The organism is Candidatus Marithrix sp. Canyon 246, assembly GCF_001723685.1.
Lineage (GTDB): Bacteria > Pseudomonadota > Gammaproteobacteria > Beggiatoales > Beggiatoaceae > Marithrix.
Genome location: NZ_MCBX01000006.1, coordinates 63,196 through 83,139 on the forward strand (window position 1 = coordinate 63,196; position 19,944 = coordinate 83,139).

General features: G+C 35.4%; 21 protein-coding genes and 2 pseudogenes. 13 read left to right on the forward strand and 10 right to left on the reverse strand.

Features of this window, described 5'->3' with window-relative positions:
* Positions 1-112 precede the first annotated feature (112 nt).
* The 5 genes and pseudogenes from BHU68_RS17530 (at position 113) to BHU68_RS05730 (ending at position 8,430) form a co-directional block, all read left to right on the forward strand.
* Entirely contained in the window at positions 113-1,678 is a 1,566-nt protein-coding gene (locus BHU68_RS17530; protein WP_069470620.1) for an NACHT domain-containing protein, read from the forward strand.
* 326 nt (positions 1,679-2,004) lie between these two features.
* Positions 2,005-2,229, forward strand: a pseudogene (locus tag BHU68_RS18280) (HEAT repeat domain-containing protein); the annotation flags it as partial.
* A 443-nt stretch (positions 2,230-2,672) separates the two neighbouring features.
* Positions 2,673-6,500 (forward strand): ATP-dependent RNA helicase HrpA, encoded by a 3,828-nt coding sequence (gene hrpA / locus BHU68_RS05720; protein ID WP_216092869.1) that lies wholly within the window; start codon positions 2,673-2,675, stop codon positions 6,498-6,500.
* Between the two features lie 21 nt (positions 6,501-6,521).
* Positions 6,522-7,700 carry an AAA family ATPase gene (locus tag BHU68_RS05725; RefSeq protein ID WP_069470622.1) on the forward strand — a complete coding sequence of 393 codons (1,179 nt, stop codon included), beginning with the start codon at positions 6,522-6,524 and terminating at the stop codon, positions 7,698-7,700.
* Positions 7,693-8,430 (forward strand): hypothetical protein, encoded by a 738-nt coding sequence (locus BHU68_RS05730; protein WP_069470623.1) that lies wholly within the window; start codon positions 7,693-7,695, stop codon positions 8,428-8,430. The genes BHU68_RS05725 and BHU68_RS05730 overlap by 8 nt, the downstream gene beginning before the upstream one ends.
* 104 nt (positions 8,431-8,534) lie before the next feature.
* Here BHU68_RS05730 and BHU68_RS18285 read toward each other — a convergent pair whose 3' ends face one another.
* From BHU68_RS18285 to BHU68_RS05755, 6 genes and pseudogenes are all read right to left on the reverse strand, one after another.
* Positions 8,535-8,678: a DUF3394 domain-containing protein gene (locus tag BHU68_RS18285; protein WP_445082168.1), complete on the reverse strand. Its 144-nt coding sequence runs from the start codon at positions 8,676-8,678 to the stop codon at positions 8,535-8,537.
* Positions 8,636-9,313 (reverse strand): DUF3394 domain-containing protein, encoded by a 678-nt coding sequence (locus BHU68_RS17165; RefSeq protein WP_216092871.1) that lies wholly within the window; start codon positions 9,311-9,313, stop codon positions 8,636-8,638. The genes BHU68_RS18285 and BHU68_RS17165 overlap by 43 nt, the downstream gene beginning before the upstream one ends.
* A 184-nt stretch (positions 9,314-9,497) precedes the next feature.
* Positions 9,498-10,370, reverse strand: a complete 873-nt coding sequence (locus BHU68_RS17170; protein WP_069470625.1) for a TRAP transporter permease — start codon at positions 10,368-10,370, stop codon at positions 9,498-9,500.
* Positions 10,363-10,941: pseudogene (locus BHU68_RS17860) on the reverse strand (TAXI family TRAP transporter solute-binding subunit); the annotation flags it as partial. The gene BHU68_RS17170 and the pseudogene BHU68_RS17860, both read right to left, overlap by 8 nt.
* A 185-nt stretch (positions 10,942-11,126) precedes the next feature.
* Positions 11,127-12,248 carry a TAXI family TRAP transporter solute-binding subunit gene (locus BHU68_RS05750; protein ID WP_069470626.1) on the reverse strand — a complete coding sequence of 374 codons (1,122 nt, stop codon included), beginning with the start codon at positions 12,246-12,248 and terminating at the stop codon, positions 11,127-11,129.
* A gap of 5 nt (positions 12,249-12,253) precedes the next feature.
* Entirely contained in the window at positions 12,254-12,499 is a 246-nt protein-coding gene (locus tag BHU68_RS05755; protein WP_069470627.1) for a hypothetical protein, read from the reverse strand.
* Between the two features lie 178 nt (positions 12,500-12,677).
* On the opposite strand from BHU68_RS05755, the gene BHU68_RS05760 reads away from it, so the two are divergent.
* From BHU68_RS05760 to BHU68_RS05765, 3 genes are all read left to right on the forward strand, one after another.
* Positions 12,678-12,965: a DUF3418 domain-containing protein gene (locus tag BHU68_RS05760; RefSeq protein WP_069470628.1), complete on the forward strand. Its 288-nt coding sequence runs from the start codon at positions 12,678-12,680 to the stop codon at positions 12,963-12,965.
* Positions 12,966-12,970: 5 nt separating this feature from the next.
* Positions 12,971-13,063, forward strand: coding sequence for a hypothetical protein (locus BHU68_RS18290; protein ID WP_141699471.1), 93 nt, complete (start codon positions 12,971-12,973; stop codon positions 13,061-13,063).
* Between the two features lie 68 nt (positions 13,064-13,131).
* Complete coding sequence (locus BHU68_RS05765) at positions 13,132-13,956, forward strand: Rpn family recombination-promoting nuclease/putative transposase (protein WP_069470629.1); 825 nt, start codon at positions 13,132-13,134, stop codon at positions 13,954-13,956.
* 24 nt (positions 13,957-13,980) lie between these two features.
* Here the strand turns inward: BHU68_RS05765 and BHU68_RS05770 are convergent, their stop codons facing one another.
* A complete protein-coding gene (locus tag BHU68_RS05770) occupies positions 13,981-15,261 on the reverse strand; it encodes a TRAP transporter large permease (RefSeq protein ID WP_069470630.1) in 1,281 nt (426 codons plus the stop codon).
* 165 nt (positions 15,262-15,426) lie between these two features.
* Here BHU68_RS05770 and BHU68_RS05775 point away from each other — a divergent pair, with 165 nt between their 5' ends.
* The 5 genes from BHU68_RS05775 (at position 15,427) to BHU68_RS05785 (ending at position 16,777) form a co-directional block, all read left to right on the forward strand.
* Positions 15,427-15,678: a type II toxin-antitoxin system Phd/YefM family antitoxin gene (locus BHU68_RS05775; RefSeq protein WP_069470631.1), complete on the forward strand. Its 252-nt coding sequence runs from the start codon at positions 15,427-15,429 to the stop codon at positions 15,676-15,678.
* Positions 15,668-15,961 carry a type II toxin-antitoxin system RelE family toxin gene (locus BHU68_RS05780; RefSeq protein ID WP_069470632.1) on the forward strand — a complete coding sequence of 98 codons (294 nt, stop codon included), beginning with the start codon at positions 15,668-15,670 and terminating at the stop codon, positions 15,959-15,961. The genes BHU68_RS05775 and BHU68_RS05780 overlap by 11 nt, the downstream gene beginning before the upstream one ends.
* Before the next feature lie 6 nt (positions 15,962-15,967).
* Complete coding sequence (locus BHU68_RS17175) at positions 15,968-16,111, forward strand: hypothetical protein (protein ID WP_171899613.1); 144 nt, start codon at positions 15,968-15,970, stop codon at positions 16,109-16,111.
* Positions 16,112-16,117: 6 nt separating this feature from the next.
* Positions 16,118-16,201, forward strand: coding sequence for an ATPase, T2SS/T4P/T4SS family (locus BHU68_RS17865; RefSeq protein WP_253181148.1), 84 nt, complete (start codon positions 16,118-16,120; stop codon positions 16,199-16,201).
* Positions 16,202-16,381: 180 nt separating this feature from the next.
* Positions 16,382-16,777, forward strand: a complete 396-nt coding sequence (locus BHU68_RS05785; RefSeq protein WP_083234941.1) for a helix-turn-helix domain-containing protein — start codon at positions 16,382-16,384, stop codon at positions 16,775-16,777.
* A gap of 24 nt (positions 16,778-16,801) precedes the next feature.
* On the opposite strand, the gene BHU68_RS05790 is transcribed toward BHU68_RS05785, so the two are convergent.
* From BHU68_RS05790 to BHU68_RS05800, 3 genes are all read right to left on the reverse strand, one after another.
* Entirely contained in the window at positions 16,802-17,695 is an 894-nt protein-coding gene (locus BHU68_RS05790; RefSeq protein WP_216092872.1) for a sulfite exporter TauE/SafE family protein, read from the reverse strand.
* A gap of 90 nt (positions 17,696-17,785) precedes the next feature.
* Positions 17,786-19,039 carry an ATP-grasp domain-containing protein gene (locus BHU68_RS05795; protein ID WP_069470633.1) on the reverse strand — a complete coding sequence of 418 codons (1,254 nt, stop codon included), beginning with the start codon at positions 19,037-19,039 and terminating at the stop codon, positions 17,786-17,788.
* Between the two features lie 17 nt (positions 19,040-19,056).
* Positions 19,057-19,938, reverse strand: a complete 882-nt coding sequence (locus BHU68_RS05800) for a radical SAM protein (RefSeq protein WP_069470634.1) — start codon at positions 19,936-19,938, stop codon at positions 19,057-19,059.
* Between the last annotated feature and the right edge of the window lie 6 nt (positions 19,939-19,944).

Here is a 19,944-nt window from a genome sequence, read left to right on the forward strand (position 1 = left end):
TATACATGAAGTAGTAGTATATGAAAAAAATGACCGTATAGGTGGTTTACTATGCTACGGGATTCCCAACTTCAAATTTGACAAAAGCCTAATAACTCGCCGTCAAGCCCAAATGCAAGCAGAAGGAGTAGTATTTCGTCCAAATACTCATATAGTTATTAAAAATCATTTTGATGATTGGAAGGAACAAAAACACCATCTTAAAGTAGCAATAAGTAATGCTTTTGAGGAGTGGATTACTGCTATACTTAAAAATTTGCAAGCGCAAGAATATGAAGATAGCGAATTACAGCAATTTTTCGCTAATTATAAGCAAGATATAGAAATTTTTCTTAAAGATTCTGATGTTGTTAATGAATTACTTAAACCATTTTCTGCTACCACCACTGAATATAAAATTGATCATAAGTTATTAATGCAGCGCTGGGCTGCTTTAAAATTGCGTGAGTTGCCAGAAGAATTTGATGCTGCCAGTGTCAGTCGTGCTTATTTGCGTCGTGTTAAAAAGGCTGGCATTGTAACTTCTGAGTTACGAGAATTATTCTTAGCACAATTGGCTCAAGAGCAGACTGATCATCTTAAATCTATTCGCGGTGTTTGGCCGGATTTTGATTTGGATAATTATGCTAAACGTGTCAAAACTCGTTATAAAGTCTTAGATTTATCTGCGCTTACGCCGCCGTCACGGGATGATGTCGATGATGGCAGCATTTTATTGAAGGATGTTTTTGTTCCTCAGATGGTGCGAGCAAGTCGTCCGCCGCGTGAGTTGCCCAAGGATATTGTTAAGAAGTTGCATGAGAAAGGGGAATTTCATAGTGATGCAGATTTGCAGAATCGTTGGATGCAGACTAAACCAGAGTCAGTATTAACTGTGGTGGAGAAACCAGAACATAATCGTTTGATTTTATTGGGTGATCCGGGTTCTGGCAAATCTACCTTCACGCGGTATTTATTGTTGACTTTGTTGGATGAAACTTCTGATCTTTTTGCTGGGCATTTGCCGTTGTTGGTTGAATTACGCAATTATATGGGTGAGAATTGTGATGGGTTTTTGGAATATTTTCATTATTTGGGTAAAACCCAAGGTTATACTCTCAATCATTCAGAACTCAAAGAACAACTTAAAACTCGCCCCTGTTTGATAATTTTTGATGGTTTAGATGAAATTTTTGATCCAAGATCACGAGAGAAAGTAACACAGGAAATTATTGGTTTTGCTGGTGAATATCCTAAAACACGGATATTAGTTACTTCTCGAATTATTGGCTATAAACCTGAAGCCTTAGAAGCTGCCGATTTCCGTGAATATACTTTCTTGGATTTTAATCCAAAACAAATCAAGACTTTTGCGCAGGGTTGGTTTAATTCTCAGGAATTGCCAAGAGAACGAGTTAAATTGTATGAACATGCGACTAAGGTTTTGTGTCATCATTGGGATGTGACTGGGCATAAAATTCCCGTAGCAGAAACACCGGCTGATTTTATGAAGGAAGATGAGAAGTTGAAATTATTGCGACGCATTGCGTGGCGAATGCAAACTAATGGTTTGACATTTTGTGTTTGTATGGTCCGAAGTTATATGGGTTTGTACATCGGACTTTTTTGGAATATTTTTGTGCTGCTGATATTGTTTATCGGTTTGAAAAACAACAGACGCTTTCTCTTGATGAATTGAAAAAAGGTATATTTTTAGCTCATTTTAGGGATGAAACTTGGCATGAAGTGTTGCGATTGATTTGTGGGATGATAGATTCTAAGTTTACCGGTAAATTGGTGAATTTTATTGTCTCACATGCCAAAATAGGAACACTTAATAACAATAAAATAACAATATAATCATACAATTACGATAAAATTTATTTTTATAATAGATTACAAGACTGGTTATTTGCTCAAACATGTTTAAATGAGGCAAACAAACAGATAGAATCATCTGTCAAACTTTTGTACTCAAAATTTCAAGATTTTGCAGGTCATGAAGATTGATCAGTTCGCAAAGCAGCTATTGAATCCTTAGCTGAACACTACAAAGACCATCCAGAAACTTATTCACTGCTACAACAGGTTATTCAGAACGATGAAGCAAGTGAGGTTCGTAATACTGCTGTGGCTGGATTAGCAAAATTTTATTATGAAGATACTTGGAAGAAGCTGCTTTTAAAAGACTTAAAAAAGTCAAATTTTATGATTTATATCATTGAATTTATTCCATTTATTTTTTACTAAATACTATATTCCAAAGCCATCATTGATGAAAAACGAGTAGAGGAAGCAGCAAAGGAACTTGAACTCCCCACTGAAACCATCCGACAACATTATGAAGGCATTGCCAAAGATATACCATTTCAATTGTCTTGGAAATAGGTTTGAACAAGATTGTCACTGACTAAGTGATGTTACGCACAAATCCTCTTTTATCTGTGATATATCCTGTAGGTTGGGCTGACGGCAGGAAGCCCAACAAAGCCCAACAAAGCCCAACAATTTTTCCGCGATTCGTTGGGCTTCCTGTCGTCAGCCCAACCTACAATGCGTAACATGATGATTGAATATAATCATAGATTATAATAGACATAATAATATATTATCCATGCTTATATACAATCCCTGTAGTTTTCTAAATAACAGGTATAATACCAATCAAATTTAACGATCAAATTATACCGAACATGAATCAAGAACCCCTAAAAACTCTATCGACATTATGCACCGATGTCATGCGCTGCGATCAGTTTCGTTTTCAAAAGCGTATTCGTAATCTCAAATCTCGAAAGGATGATATTACTAAGCCTTTTGAAAAATTAATGGCTGATATTGAAAAATCTTTGAAATTGCGTCAGCGTCGTTTTGCTAATTTACCTCAGCCACAATTTCCTGATGATTTACCTGTAAGTTCTCAGCGTGAAAATATTTCTGATCTTATTGCTCAGCATCAAGTTGTTATTGTTGCTGGTGAAACCGGTTCAGGTAAAACTACTCAGTTGCCTAAAATTTGTTTATCACTTGAGCGCGGTGTTACTGGCATGATTGCTTGTACACAACCGCGTCGTATTGCGGCTCGCGCTGTTGCTAGTCGAGTTGCTAGTGAGCTTGATACATCATTAGGCAATGCAGTAGGTTATAAAGTACGTTTCAGTGATCGCTTAAGTGCTGATACTTATATTAAATTTATGACTGATGGTATTTTATTGGCTGAAACTCAAGGCGATAGATTTTTAGACGCTTATGACACCATCATTATTGATGAAGCCCATGAACGTAGCTTAAACATTGACTTCTTATTAGGCTATTTAAAAAAATTATTACCTAAAAGACCTGACTTAAAAGTCATTATTACTTCTGCGACAATTGATACTAAGCGTTTTTCCAAGCATTTCAATAATGCCCCTGTTATTGAAGTCTCAGGGCGCACTTATCCAGTAGAAGTACGTTATCATCAACGAGATGAAGAAGATGATGACATGGCACAAGCTATCATTGAGGCAGTAGATGAAATAACTTTACGCGATAAACTAGCTGATATTTTAATTTTCTTAGCTGGTGAGCGTGAAATTCGTGAAACTGCTGATGCTTTAGCTAAACATCATTTAGTAAATACCGAAGTTGTAGCCTTATATGCTCGTCTCTCAGCGGCAGAACAAAATCGAGTTTTTAATCCCAATCATCAGCGGCGTATTATTTTAGCAACTAATGTTGCTGAAACTTCTTTGACAGTTCCCAGAATTAAAGCGGTTATTGATACCGGTTTCGCGCGAATTAGTCGTTATAGTATTCGCAATAAAGTTCAGCGGCTACCAATAGAAAAAATTTCACGCTCAAGTGCTGATCAACGTAAAGGGCGATGTGGGCGAATTGCTCCCGGTTTATGTATTCGCCTCTATTCTGCCGAAGATTATGATTTACGCCCCCAATTTACTGATCCAGAAATTCTCAGAACTTCATTAGCCTCAGTTATTTTACAGATGTTAGCTTTAGGTTTAGGTGATGTCACTAAATTTCCATTTATTGATCCGCCTAGCTCTAAAATTATTAATGATGGTTTTACTCTATTATTAGAATTAGGCGCGGTAGATGAACAGCGGCGTTTAACTCAAATTGGGCGACAAGTTGCTAAATTACCAATTGATCCTAGAATTGCGCGTATGATTTTAGCGGCGACACAGAAAACTTGTTTAAAAGAAATTCTGATTATTGCCAGTGCATTAAGCATTCAAGATCCTCGTGAACGCCCAATGGATGCCCAACAAGCCGCTGATGTAGCTCAAGAACAATTTAGACACGAGATATCTGATTTTCTAAGTTATTTAAACCTTTGGGATTTTTACCATGAGCAATCTAAACACCTATCAAAAAATAAATTAAGACATTTATGCCGTAAACATTTTTTATCCCATACCAGAATGCGCGAATGGATAGATATACACAAACAATTAAACTTATTAATCAAAGAATCAGGCTGTAAAATCAATCAAGCTGACGCTGGTTATAATGAAATTCATGAAGCCTTATTGACAGGATTATTAGGCAATATTGCCTGTAAAGCTGATTCGGATTATTTAGGCGCACGTCAGATTAAATTAAATATACATCCAAGTTCCAGCTTATTTAAAAAGCAGCCTAAATGGATTATGGCAAGTGAATTAGTAGAAACTAGCCGCTTATATGCACGTTCAGTCGCAAAAATTAATCCAGAATGGATAGAACCGATAGCACAACATTTGTGTCAAACTCAGTATTTTGAAGCCCATTGGCAAAAACGCCCTGCCCAAGTTGGAGCTTTTGAAAAAGTCACTTTATATGGTTTAACCATTATAGCAAAACGTAAAATCAACTATGGTCCAATTGACCCAAAATATTCACGGGAAATTTTTATTCGTGGAGCCTTAGTTGAAGCAGAATATAATACTAGAGCGGCTTTTTTCAAACACAATCAAGAATTAATCGCCGATATTGAACGCTTAGAACATAAATCGCGCCGTCAAGATATCCTAGTTGATTCCGAAGACGTTTATGCCTTTTACAATAAACATATACCAGAAGGAATTTATAATGGTAAAGCATTTGAAACATGGTTAGCTAAAGCCAATAATCCTAAATTGCTATTTTTAACTCGCGAAGATTTAATGCAACATACGGCTGATAATATAACAGCTCATGTATTTCCTGATTATATTCATATAAATAGCATGACATTGCCGCTAAATTATCATTTTGAACCTAAACATGAAAAAGATGGAGTAACAGTAACAATTCCCCTTGCCTTATTAAATCAACTAAATCCAGCATTTTTTGAATGGTTAGTACCCGGATTATTAGAAGAAAAAATCATAGCCTTACTGCGTAGCCTACCAAAACAATTAAGAAAATCATTTGTACCAGTGCCAGATGTAGCCAAAGATGCAGTAGATGAATTAAAACTACCAACAGTAAGTTTTCGCGAAGGTGGCAGCTATTTAGAATATCCCAAACAATCGCTAATAGAAGCCCTAACCAGATACTGTCACCGCCGGCTTGGCAAACCAGTGGAACAGAATATTTGGAACCTAGAAACCCTGCCAACACATTTATTAATGAACTTTCAAATAGTAGAAAACGCAGAAGTGGCAATGGGGCGTGATTTAGTAGAATTACAACAAAAATGGGGAACTCATGCCACCGAAAATTCACAACAACAAATAGCAGATACCAGTGGTTTAGAACGCGACAAACTAACAAAATGGGATTTTGGCGACTTACCAGAACAAGTAACATTACCACTTGAAGGAATAACAGTACAAGGCTATCCAACCCTAATAGATCAAGAAACACATGTAGCCCTGCGAGTATTAGACAACCCAAACAAAGCGAAACAAGAATTTAGCAACGGCTTACGACGTTTATTCATGTTAAATCTACCGACAAAAAAACTACAAAGACAAATGCCGATAGACCATAAATTATGCTTACAATACATGAAAATAGGCAAAAACTGCGAACAATTCAAACAAGACATGCTGATAACAATAATAGACTCACTATTCCTAACAGAACCATTAGCAAGAACATCAACAGAATTTGAACAACGCCTAGTAACTGGTAAATCAAAAGTAATGCAACTAGCCAGCGAATACGCCCAACACCTAGAAAAAGTACTAGAAGAATACCACCAACTAACCCAAAAGCTAAACAAAAGCAAACACCCAAGCACAACAGAAATAAAACAACACCTAAAACACCTAATCTACGATGGCTTTATAAAAGACATCCCATTAAGCCAACTAAAACATATTCCCCGCTACCTAAAAGCCATCCAAATACGCCTAACAAGACTAGAACATGATCCCCAAAAAGATGCTAGAAAAGCGGCAGAAATAGACAATTTATGGAAAAAATATATCAAATCACCAAAAGTTGAGGTGAAATGGATGCTGGAAGAACTTAGAGTTTCATTGTTTGCGCCAGAGTTGAAGACGGCTTATCCGGTTTCGGTGCAGAGAGTTGAGAGGATGTTTGGGTGAAAAAAAATTATAGGTATAAAAATGCTAAAAAAAATTAGAATCCGCTCTTTTAAATCCATAGTGAATCAAGAAATTTCCTTGGGAATGGTAAATGTATTTATTGGCGCAAATGGAAGTGGCAAAAGTAATATTCTTGAAGCCATAGGCGTTCTATCTGCCGCTGCCGCTGGCAGAGTAGATGATGAAGCCCTACAAAGACGTGGTATTCGCCTTGGTACGCCAAGATTATATAAATCAGCATTTGAAGAAAAGATACCAGCTAATATCTTTTTTGAAGCTCAAACGGATACCGCCAAATATTCTGTTTCTTTAAACAATCCTTTAGAAAACCCCAAACCTGCTTGGCAATATCAAACTGAAGAATTGATTTGTAATAATGAAAAAATTGTCAGTAGAGATAGTAATCGTATAAAAAATAAGGAACAAGGAGTTGCAGCTTTAAAACTGGTAGAATCAGAAGAAAATTCTCCAGCGGCTGTTTTAATTAACCTATTACGCAATTTTGCCGTCTATACGCCCAATACTCCAATATTACGAGGAATTATTCAAGATCAGCAAACTAGGGAACCCGTTGGTCTTTCAGGAGGAAGGCTTGCCGACGCAGTTAAAGAATTACAAACTATCATTTCCACAAACGAATTTATTGAAGATGCCTTTGATGATATTCTTTCTTTGATTGACTGGATTAATTCTTTTGATACCACTTCAAATGTCAACGAAATTCTTTCTTCATCTATTGCGAGACCGAAAAATGTTATTCGTTTTAATGACCGGTTTATGAAAGGCAATAATAATCATCTTACTGCTTATGATGCGAGCGAAGGTGTACTTTATGTCCTGTTCTGTGCTGTACTCGCACTATCACCTAATTCACCGCACTGCCTTGCTATAGATAATTTAGATCAAACACTCAATCCTAGATTGGTTCTAAATTTGACTCGTTTCTTATGTAAATGGATTACTGAAGGCGAGGATCAACGTCAGATATTTGTTACTGCACATAATCCAGCGGTACTAGATGGACTCAGTTTGCAAGATGACAGAATCAGATTATTCACAGTTGATAGAAATAATCTAGGACATACAGAAATAAATCGAGTCAATATTACACCAGAACTATTAGAATTAAGTAATAAAAAAGGGTGGCCACTGTCAAGACTATGGGTTATGGGACATATTGGAGGAGTTCCCAATGTCTGATTATAACATTGGAATTGTCGTCGAAGGTACAACGGATCGTATTGTCATAGAATCTGCTCTTAATAAGATATTAGCGGATCACACTTATATACTAACACAATTACAACCCGAATATCGTGATGGGTTAAAGAATGGAGGTTTTGGTTATACTGGTAGCGGCTGGGGTGGCGTTTATCAATGGTTCCGGCAAATTGTTAGCATGGATATAACATGGGAGGATAATCTATTTTTACAAAAATTTGATTTTATAATCATTCATTTGGATGCAGATGTAGCAGAGAAAAACTATCAAAGTGCCAATATAGAAAATCCGGTCAAAAATGACCTACCATGTTTACAACCATGCCCTCCTGCAAGTAATACTATAGAGGTACTTGAACAAGTTGTATTAGGATGGCTAAATTTAACAGAACAACATTCTCATCCATTCATAATGTGTATCCCTTCAAAATGCACAGAAGCTTGGGTAGCTATTGCCCTTTATGGGCAAGGCGATAAAAACCTATTGATTGATATAGAATGTAATTCTAAAATCGAGAATTACCTAGCTCAAAAACCAGCCAAAGAAAGATTAATCCGCAACAGAAGTGGTAAAATGAAAAAGATCACTCAAAAATACTCGGAAAAATCTGGACAAATAACAAATCAATGGGATTATACTACCCAAAACTGTAATCAGGCTGATATATTTACATTGAGGGTGTACTACAAAATAAAAACAAATATTTAAAAACAGCTTATCCAGTATCAGTGCAACGAGTGGATAGGATGTTTGGCTGAAAAGTTTTGAACTGTGATTTAACATTAATCACAGTTCAAAATACTAATTTATAGTTAAGTACTAGACTTGCGTCTATTTACTTGAATATACCCAATAAATATTAATAACAGAATAGCTGGAATAAACATCCATTGTTTAGCTGGTCTTTGAATTTCTAATTCAATTCTAATAATTTCCCAGTTAAAATCCAATCCCACCAGAAACCCGGACGAAAAAGTGTAAATGCAATTAGCAATAAAGCCAAAGATTCCCACAATTTACTTTTTATCAACCAATATCCTTGAGTTACAGCAGCAAATAATAACATCGCACTAACAGCACTAAATATGACCAGTAATAGTTCAAACCAGTTCTCAATATCAATTAACAACAATTGCGTATTGAAAATAAATAAAAACGGCAAAATCGCAGTACGGATATCGTAAATAAAACCTTGAATGCCGGTTTTAATAGGATCACTCTTAGCAATAGCTGATGCTGCAAAAGCGGCTAAACCTACAGGTGGTGTATCATCAGCCAGAATTCCAAAATAGAAAACAAACATATGTACAGCTATAAGCGGTACAATAAGACCATTACTTGCTCCAAGATTGACAATCACTGGTGCCATTAGAGTAGAAACAACAATATAGTTTGCGGTAGTCGGTAAACCCATACCTAGTATTAGGCAGATAAATGCTGTAAAAATTAGCATTATCATAAGGTTGCCACCTGACATCAATTCGACAAAATCTGTCATTACCAAGCCAAGACCAGTTAATGTGACTGCACCAACAATAATACCAGCGGTAGCCGTAGCTACTCCGATACCAACCATGTTTTTTGCGCCCATGATCATGCCATCTATAAAATCATCAAAACCTATTTTTATTTCCTGTGTGATATTTGTTTTTCTTTCTTTTTTGAAGAAGACTATTAAGGGTTTGTGAGTAATAACAATAAAAAATATAAACCTGATTTGACAGTTGATCCTAACTCAGGTAATTTTGTTATTTCTTCCAGAACAATCTCATTATCTAAATCAAAGTCATGTAAGCTAACAAAACTTCTGAGATAGAATATCCAGCACGCCTTGGCAATCCTTGCATATTGGCTTTTAAGGCTTCTAAATGAACGATATAAATCAGTGCAATATAAGAAATAAGTGCTGGTAAAATAGCATGTTTAATAACTTCCATATAGGAAATACCAACATATTCTACCATGAGAAAAGCAGCCGCTTTAGCAGGACCACCACGCATATGTCCTACTAGGGCAAACGACACTTTTATAAAATAATTACCAGCACCCGCTTTTTCTAAAAAAGCTCCAAACAGTACAAACAAAAATACAAAGCTAGTAGAAACGCCTAGAGCCACCCCAAAAACACCTTCTGTACTTAACCATTGGTGGCTCATAAGTTTGCTTACACTTGCACCTTTGTGAGATATAACTTCTGGCATATAAGGTCCAGCAAAAATATAAGTAAGAAAAACTATTGCCACAATCATTAGTGGCAAGCCTAGACTTCTTCTAGTAGCTTCAAGCAATAATAACAATCCAGATACTGCAAGTATTAAATCATAAGTAGTTGGTGCGCCTGATCTATTTGACAATTCCTCATAAAACAAAAACAGATAGGCTGCACTAAAAGAAGCTAATAAGGCAAAAAACCAATCTTGTAGAGGAATAAAACCTTGAGGCGAAGTTTTTAATGCAGGAAAAAAAGTAAATGCCAGAAAAACAGCAAAAGCTAAATGGATAGAACGAGCTTCAGTGTCATTTAAAACAGCAAAACCAAAATAATAAGGAAGAGGAGAAGCATACCATAGTTGGAATAAAGACCAACAAAACGCCACTCCAATAATTACTTTTGCTAATACTCCATCAAAAGTACGGATATTATTCATGGTTGTTATTTATTAAGGATAGAAAAAGCAGGATGTAATTTTTTGATGTCTGGATATCTTTTTCATTACCTTGATACATACCACCCGGAATTGTTGCTGCACGGTAGTAATCAGCATCAACTTTGTTATCACAAAGAGCTTGAGATTGTTCAGCTGATTTTAGCTCTGATACAAATGTAAAATCGTTTTTATTCCAACCTTGTGCTTTCATCACTACTTCCATCGTTCCGCGTTGACCTGATCCGGGATTACCTATATTTACCCGTTTACCTTTCAGATCCTCAAGTTTCTTGATTCCAGAATCAGCACGGGCAATGATTGTGAAAGGCTCTGGATGAACAGAAAATACAGCTCGTCAATCCTTGAATGGTCCATATTTACTAAATTTGCTAGTACCATTGTACGCATGGTATTGCCAATCAGATTGCACTACACCAAAATCTAATTCTCCAGCGCGGAGAGTATTCAAATTATAAATTGAACCTCCTGTACTTTCAACTGAACAACGTATATTGTGTTTATCACGACCTTTATTCATTAAACGGCAAATAGCACCTCCAGTCGGATAATAAACACCAGTTACACCCCAGTTCCAATAGTGATATGCTGAGTTTTATCACCACCGCAAGAAGATACAAACAAGGACGATATAAATACAACACCTGCAATATGTTTTAATGGTAATTTCATAATATATTATGTAATTATTTTAAGTAAGTGAAGTAAAAAAAAACTATTAATATCTATTATGTCTAGTTACTGACATAACCCAAGAATTTTTTCTGTCATGGAACAACTCCTTTTATTATTTATAATAGGAGGCTGATGACTTGTACTTGCTTGTAAATTACAATCAGCCGTTTGAAAAGCCTCTTTAACATCATCTGAATATTCCCAACCGCCGGGTAATTTAGAATATTCCAATTTTACTTGTTTCCATTTTGGATGTCCTTTTGATTGTAAAATGTCAAAATTTTTACAGAGTGATCTTGTAAAATTTTTAATTCGTTTTTTTGTCCAACTATTTGTATATTTCTGTGTGATTAGAAAGGCTTTAACTGCTATGGTAGGTACATCTTGATTCAACAACTTGTAACTCTCTTTATTAATCAAAGCTTTATAGTATGGACCTTTCAAAATACGCTTGTCTTGATGATTACTATCATCATATTTTAACAATTTTAGATATTGTTTTGCTTCAGCTTTTAACTGACTAAAGCGCGTTGCGGGTTGCCCTACTACCATAATCCAAGCATCAGCGGTTTTATCAATAGCAATGGCGCGTAGTGCATCATCAAAGGATGAAAAATAAACGTTTTGTGGTGTAATCTCTTCACCAAACATATAATTATATAAAGCAATTCCCGTCATTGCTGAGCCACCGTTTGCTGATCCAAGCGCAATTCTTTTTCCCTTGAGATCATGAAAATATTCCATATCTGAGTCTGCATGTGCCAAAATATGCACTTCTTCATTATACAATGGTAGTATCACTCGCAGTGGGCTAATTAAATCAGTTGCATGTTTATCCCCTTTTTTCGCTTTTCCCTTATAGTACTCCAGTACATCTGACTGGACTATGGAAAACTTTATGCCGTATTGCCAACGCATTTTTTTGACATTTATGATGGAACCACCTTCCACTGACATAAGATTTATTCCAGCGTCGGGTGCTACATATTTGGCAAGGCTTTTACCAATCTTATAGTAAGTAAATTTTTTATTACCAGTGGCAATACAATATCCCCTTGGATGGTTTTCACAACTGCAAGGTATCTTGGCTGGGTTTGGACAAACTGCATAGCTAGATTGTGGAAGTCCTATAATTCCTAAAAGGACAATAACTAGTATAATTTGCTTCTTTAATTTATGTATCATAGATGTTACTCCTTATTTATATGCGATATATCACTACAATTATTAAATAGAACACATTCAGCATTTTGCTTTGGTTTATCTTCATCTTCAAAAATAGATATAATGTCTTTTAACAAAAAGTACGAACTAATAATTGTCATTAGCGAAGCCAAAACAATCATAAATTTATGCTTTTGAAAAAACTCTGAAAAGACCGCACCACCTGTTATTATAAAAATAAGAGCTAAAATAATGAGTTTTAATTCCGTCATGTTTTTTTAATTACCTATAATCAGTTTTTTGCCCAAGCTGTTGTCAATTTCAAACTACATCTCCGTTAGATAAGTAATACTACATTAATTAAACGGTATCTTTCAAATCATTTTTGATTATTTAACTATAGATTATATTTATTAATTATTTGAAATAGTAGAAAACGCAGAAGTGGCAATGGGGCGTGATTTAGTAGAATTCAAAAATGGGGAACTCATGCCACTGACAAAAGAATTTAGCAACGGCTTACGACGTTTATTCATGTTAAATCTACCGACAAAAAAACTACAAAGACAAATGCCGATAGACCATAAATTATGCTTACAATACATGAAAATAGGCAAAAACTGCGAACAATTCAAACAAGACATCCCCCTAAGTCAACTAAAACACATGCCACGCTACCTAAAAGCAATCCAAATCCGCCTAACAAGACTAGAACATGATCACCAAAAGTTGAGGTGAAATGGATGCTGGAAGAACTTATTAGTGCATTTTTTGTTCCAAAATTAAAGACGGCTTATCCGGTTTCGGTGCAGAGGGTTGAGAGGATGTTTGGGTGAAAAGTTTTGAACTTTTATTTTTATGATAAAATAACATTAATCACAATCCAAAAAAGAAACTAAATACCATGAAACAAGTAGCACCATTACGTTATGATGTAATTTTTAAAAAGGCTTTTTCTGTACCAGAAGTTTTCAATGCCTTTGTTCGTGATTTTTTAAATATAGAATTTGAGATTGATACTGTAGAAACTGATAAAACTTATACACCGCCTATTGGTAATGTTGCCGCTAAATTTGATCTTTATGCTCAAGATAAGAAAAATCGCGTAATTGTTGATATGCAGCATGTTCGTTATCCTGATCATTATCATAGATTTTTACATTATCATTGTGCCGCTTTATTAGAACAAACCGTGCAATCAAGAGATTATCGCCCAAAGTTAAAAGTCTTTACAATAGTTATTTTAACTTCAGGTGATAAATATAAAAAGGATATATGTATCATAGATTTTGATCCAAAGGATTTACAAGGTAATCCTATCGGTGAAATAGATCACAAAATAATTTATATTTGTCCAAAATATCTCAATAAAAAACTAACACCTAGGAAATATCATCAATGGATGGAAGCGATTGAAGATACTTTAGATGAAGAAGTTGAAGAATCTAAATATACTTTACCTGCAATTCAACGTGTATTCAAAATAATTGAAAAAGATCAAGTTACTCCAGAAGAACGTGCAAGAATGTTTGATGAATATGGTGAAGAAGAAATTAAAAAACAGGGATTTAAAGATGGTTTAAAACAAGGCATAGAAAATGGTAAAACTGCGACAATACATGACACAGTGTTACGTATGCATAAAAAGGGATTAGATATAAAAATGATTGCTGAAATTGCTGGAATCACGGAACAGGAAGTGGATGATATTTTGAGTAGGTTGGGCTGACAAAAGAAAGCCCAACAATTCCATCTACCCAAAAACCAAATTAGGCAAAAATAAACTAACAGCAGGCACATAAGTAATAATCATTAAAAATACCAATAGGATTAATAACCAAGGCAATACCGCTTTTATCACTGCCATCACATTCATATCAGTAATACCAGTTAGCACAAAAATATTTAATCCTACTGGTGGAGTTATCATTCCAATCTCCATATTTACTACCATAATTATGCCTAAATGAATCGGATCAATTCCTAGTTTTATTGCCACAGGAAAGAAAATCGGTGCCGCTATTAATAACAATCCCGCAGGTTCCATAAAACTTCCACCTATCAATAACAATACATTAATCGTTATTAAAAATAACCAAGGTTCCATACCAGCATTACTAATAAAATCAGCAATTTGTTGAGGAATTTGTTCCGTAGTTAAAACATGTGCAAATAGCATTGCATTACTGATTATAAACATTAATACAATAGTAACTTTAGCAGCATCTGTAACTACATTTGGCACTTCACGCCATTTCAAATCGCGATAAAAGAAAATTGCAATAATAAAAGCATAAACTGCCGCTACTGCTGCCGCTTCTGTTGGAGTAAATTTACCACTATAAATACCACCTAAAACAATAAATACCAACAATAAACCGCCACTAGCTTTTAAAGCTGAAGTTAAAATTTCACGCGATGATGCTGGCTCCATTTTAGGCAAATTTCTTTTACGTGCTAACACATAAATGCCAAGCATTAACATCAAACCAGCCAAAATACCCGGAATAACGCCTGCCATAAATAAACGCCCAACTGAAACCTCAGTAATAGCCGCATATATTACCATCACGATAGAAGGTGGTATCAAAATACCTAAACTACCCGCACTGCCAACCACTCCAGCAGCAAATTCTTTAGTATAACCACTAGCCACCATAGCTCCAATAACAATTGAACCAATCGCAACTACTGTAGCTGGTGATGAACCTGAAATAGCAGCAAATAACATACAAGCTAAAACCGAAGCCATAGCCATACCACCACGCAAAGAACCAACACAAGCAATAGCAAACCTAGTCATACGCTGTGCTACTCCACCAGTAGATAAAAAACCAGCAGAAAGGATAAAAAAAGGAATAGCCAGTAAAGTATAATGCTCCATACTTTGAAATAGCTTCAAAGATAAAGAAGCCAAAGAATCATTAGAAAAAAATAAAATAGTTAAGATGCTAGACAGCCCTAAAGAAATGGCTACAGGTACACCCACAATTAAAAATATAAATAATAAACTAAATAGAAAAATACTTGTCATAATTAATAATTAACCAGTTTGGGTTATTACAAAAGGCAGGTGCAGAATAAATATTTTTCATTATATGTTAAATCAATTATTGAAGTCAAGATTATTTAGTTAATCACTTCAAAAAATTATGATATAATCTTATTAATTTTGGATTAAAAACTAGGGAGACACTTTATGCAAGCAGTATTTGCCGACTATATGACTAATATTACTGATTTTAAAAAAAATACTGAAAATGTTTTAGAACAAGCTCAAACAGCTACAGTGGTTATTTTAGCTAAAAATAAACCTTCTGCTTATATAATTCCAGCCACGGAATATGAGGATTTGTTAGAACGTTTGGAAGATTATGAATTGGGTTTATTAGTGAAAGAAAGAGCGGCTGAAAAACCAAAAGCGGTTGAGGTGTCAATTGATGACTTATAGTCTTAAATTTTTACCTAGTGCCTTGGAGGAATGGGAAAATATTAATAACAGTATTAAGCCATTATTTAAGAAAAAGTTACAAGAACGCCTTAACAATCCCCATGCTCCTGCTAGTCGTTTACGTGGTTTTGAAAATCACTATAAGATAAAATTGAAAAAAGCTGGATTTCGTTTAGTTTATGAAGTTTTAGATGATGAAAACAGTGTATTAGTGATAGCAGTAGGGAAAAGAGAAGATAATCTGGTTTATCGGCAAGCACAAAAACGCTCAAAGAGTAATTAGTAGAATGTGCTAAGGAAATTAGGTTTTGTATCAGAAGCAGTGATACAAGATATTATCGGTCAAACTTTAGGATTATCCCGTCAAGATCTCTCTAATTTAGTAGCCGATAATGAAGCTATTAAATTAATTCCTAAACAGTTTGCAATTTAAAAACGCATGGTGTTTAATCCACAAGGGATAATATTAATCACCGGACCAACAGGCAGTGGTAAAACTACCAGTAACAAGTTAGCATTATGACGCTGGAAGATCCAGTAGAATATATTTTAAGCATAGTACGACAAACTGCTATCAATGAAGCGGTGAAACTTTGCTACGTGACTGCGTATACGGAATAAACATATTTTTTAATCAATTCAAAAGAATTATGATATAATATTGATTATTATCAAATAAATTTTGCATTATGAACTTGGAATAATGGAATTACCTAAAAATCTTAAAACAATTCGCAAACTAAGGAATTTAACCCAAGAAACAATGGCAGAAAAATTGGGAGTTTCGACTTATTCATACGCGAAGATAGAGCGAGGTGAGACTGATGTTAATATTTCTCGACTTCAGCAAATTGCTAAAATAATGGAAATAGAATTGTCACAGTTGTTTTGTTTGGATGAAAAAAAGATATTTCAGTTAGGAACTAACAATAACACACAAGGTGACAATTGGTATGTCAATTCTTCTGCGCAGACAGAATGCAAACAGGAATTAGAAAAAGCACATTTCATTAATAAACAGCAAAAAACAGAAATTGATTATTTAAAACAACAGACAAGTTACTTGAAAGAGATAATTGATTTACTGAAAAGAAAGTGAGGCTTTAGCCTCACAATATTTATGCTATTTATTATAAACTTGTACATGGTACATCCAGTAATAAAGGTAAGAGAACACAACTAAGGCGAACAAACTAGAGTAAACTACAATGGGTCTCAAACTCATTATTAGCAAAGAAGTTATAAGTTCTGTTATAATTAACAAAATTAATATATGAGCTATAGTATCACGATCAAACCTGTTACACAAAATAGCACCTAGAGGGGCACCTACCACAACAACAGGGATAGCTGCTAGCCAATAACTACGCATTTCTTCAGTAAAATTTTGGAAAACAAATATTTGCAATAAAAATCCGATAACAGCATTGAAGGCCATCAAGATAACAGAAGTAGGAGTAGCTATCTTTTCACTTATGCGGAATAAAATAACCATCACAGAAAAGGCAACAATATCAATACCAGAACCAACTAATCCACTCATAAGTCCTCCGCATATTCCAGTAACAAATAAAATGCTTTTTTCTCGAAAACTCCAAGTGGGTATGGAAAAATGACATTTCCTCATTCCCCGATTCAAGGCAAATAAAGCAACACCAAAGCTAGTGAGCATTATTGTGAAAGACATTTTAATAACATCAGGAGGTAGTATGGGGGCTAAAAAACCTAATCCCACAAAAATACCAACTAACCCACCCAAGCTCCCCCAGCGGATTACTCGCCATTCCACTTTGATGCCAGTCAACCAAATTGTTAATGAGGCAGCACTCATGCCAACACTTTGAATGGCAAGTGAAAATACCTTTGCATCATAAGGTGTAATATGTAACACTTTGGTGAAAACTGGAAACGCAATGACCCCACCTCCCATACTTGTCCCACCAGCAACCATAGAGCCAAAACTCATGGTTAAGGCAATTTCCCAATTGCTAGTGATAGACTCAAACGCACCACCCAAACCAAGGTAAGCTAACCATGTGATCCAGATGGTGATACTTATCAGTATAATTGAAATTTGTTTAGAAACAGACAGTGGAATACCCCCTAGTTAAGCAATATTCAATTTAACCTTTTCTTGAATATAGGCATGAGATTGTAAAACGTTTTCCCGAGAAGAATCTTGTAGTAAATAGTAGGCAAAATGTGGTTGGGCAGCTTCAGGTGCTGTCACCACATAATCCCCTACTTTGTTAAGATAAATAACATCCAAGAGTCCCGAAAGTCCTGTTAAGAATTCAAGGCCATTAACACTCTTGATATATCCTGATTTGTGGTAAACAATGCCACCATATAACGCTGCCCTGCCATTGGATATTGGTTCAGGTAGCTCTCCACCACTCAGAATATCAGCAAGTGCTGTATAAGTATTAATGCCCATAAGGTATTCTATGGCCATCACTGTGTAGGCTCCACCGGGACGAAGTCCTGCTTCTAAAACCTTTGGACCATCATCCGCATAGCGTATCTCCACATGAGCCACACCCAGTTTGTGACCAATAGCTGCCACCGCTTGAGTTGCTATTTCTGCAAGTTCATGCTCCACTTTTTTTCCAAGTGAAGTCGGCGAAACCGACATTGTTTCTATAAAATATGGCCCCGCTGATGCTGCCTTTTCATAGATACCTGTTACCAGAGTTTTACCCTTAGTTATTATTAAATCTACACCTACTTCAACACCTTTACAAAATGATTGAGCCATAAAGCTTACTTTCGACTTTCCATAAGCGATTCTATTACGATCCAAAGCAGAATTGTAATGCAAAGGTCTGGATAACAAGGTGTTGAGTTGTTTCAATGCCAAAGAATAACTCTTATGATCATCTACTTTGATAACACCTTGGCTGTTCATTGAGTCTGTTAGTTTTATTACTGCCGGTAAACCAATATATTTTTGGATTGCTTCCCAACCAGTGGCTTCATCTAAAATGGGTACAGTCTTAGGAACTGGTACATCTTGCTTTGACCATTTTTGATAAGCAAGGTATTTATTCCTGCTAGCTTCTGCTGCCTCCACAGTTGTACCTTTTAAACTTAATGCATGAGCAATCTTAGCGGTTAGAATTGTGGCACCCTCATAAATAGGCAGTATAATATCAATAGGACGTTTTTTGTGATAGTTATGAATGATTTCCAAACTCTGCTCAAAATCATGGATGGGAATCTCAACTGCACTTTCGATTTTTGAAAGTTCAACAACATTGCTTTTTGGTCCAAAGTAAACAATCTTATAGCCCTTTTTTATTAAAACATCAAATAAATAATTACTGGGATAAGAATGAATAATCGCTATTCTTTTAGACATTCAATTAATCCTTGTAGTTAAAAGCTTCCTGTCCTAGTACCTGCTTTAAGGGCAAGAGACTCTGCTGATTGAAGAGCTTTTTTATGTTGAAGAGGTTCAAAAGCATCTACCATCATGTTAGTAGTCCAACTTTTACCTTTTTGGCTGAGATACCACGTGCCATCTATTTCAAAAGCTAAACCATTCTTGACCCATAAGTTGAGGATATTTTCAGGAATAGTTTTTATAACTTGTGCGTATTTTTTATTGAGTTGATAAAATTTAGGAAAAAAAACAGCAGCGCGGTTTTCTGGTTTTTCTAGGGGTGTTGAGATTTTCTCAAACACAAATTTATTTTCTTCTACAAGTTTGAGGTATTTGTTAGTATTACCATAGTTCATATAGGAAAATCCATTGATATATCCTCTTGCGGATGCTCCAATTGCTATGGTTTCTGCCGTGTGATCACCGTACCCACCTCCCCAAAGCAATCTAAAATATTCACATACTTGAGATTCTTTAGTGAATATTTGATCTGCAACATGGTTATAGCCCATATCTATTAGGCGGGCACTGAGTTGTTCGCCAAGGATAAAGTGCATTTTCTCGGAAGGTTTAGACATATCAACCTTCATTTTATCAGGAAAAGCATAATAGTGAAGGTTATAATAATCAATACTATCAAAATCATGCTCAGCTAAGTGCTTTAAGTCATATTCTAAGTCAGTCAGTGTCTGATTGGGTAGATCATACATCATATCTACGTTGATTTCGTGGAAATTCCTGTCCCTCGCATTTCGGGTAACATTGTCAATATCATCCAAAGTTGCCACAATATTAAACAATTCACGTATTTTTGGCTTGTAGGTTTGTACACCAAAACTGATGCGCTTAACATTAAAATCCTTTAATAGATCCAACTTTGC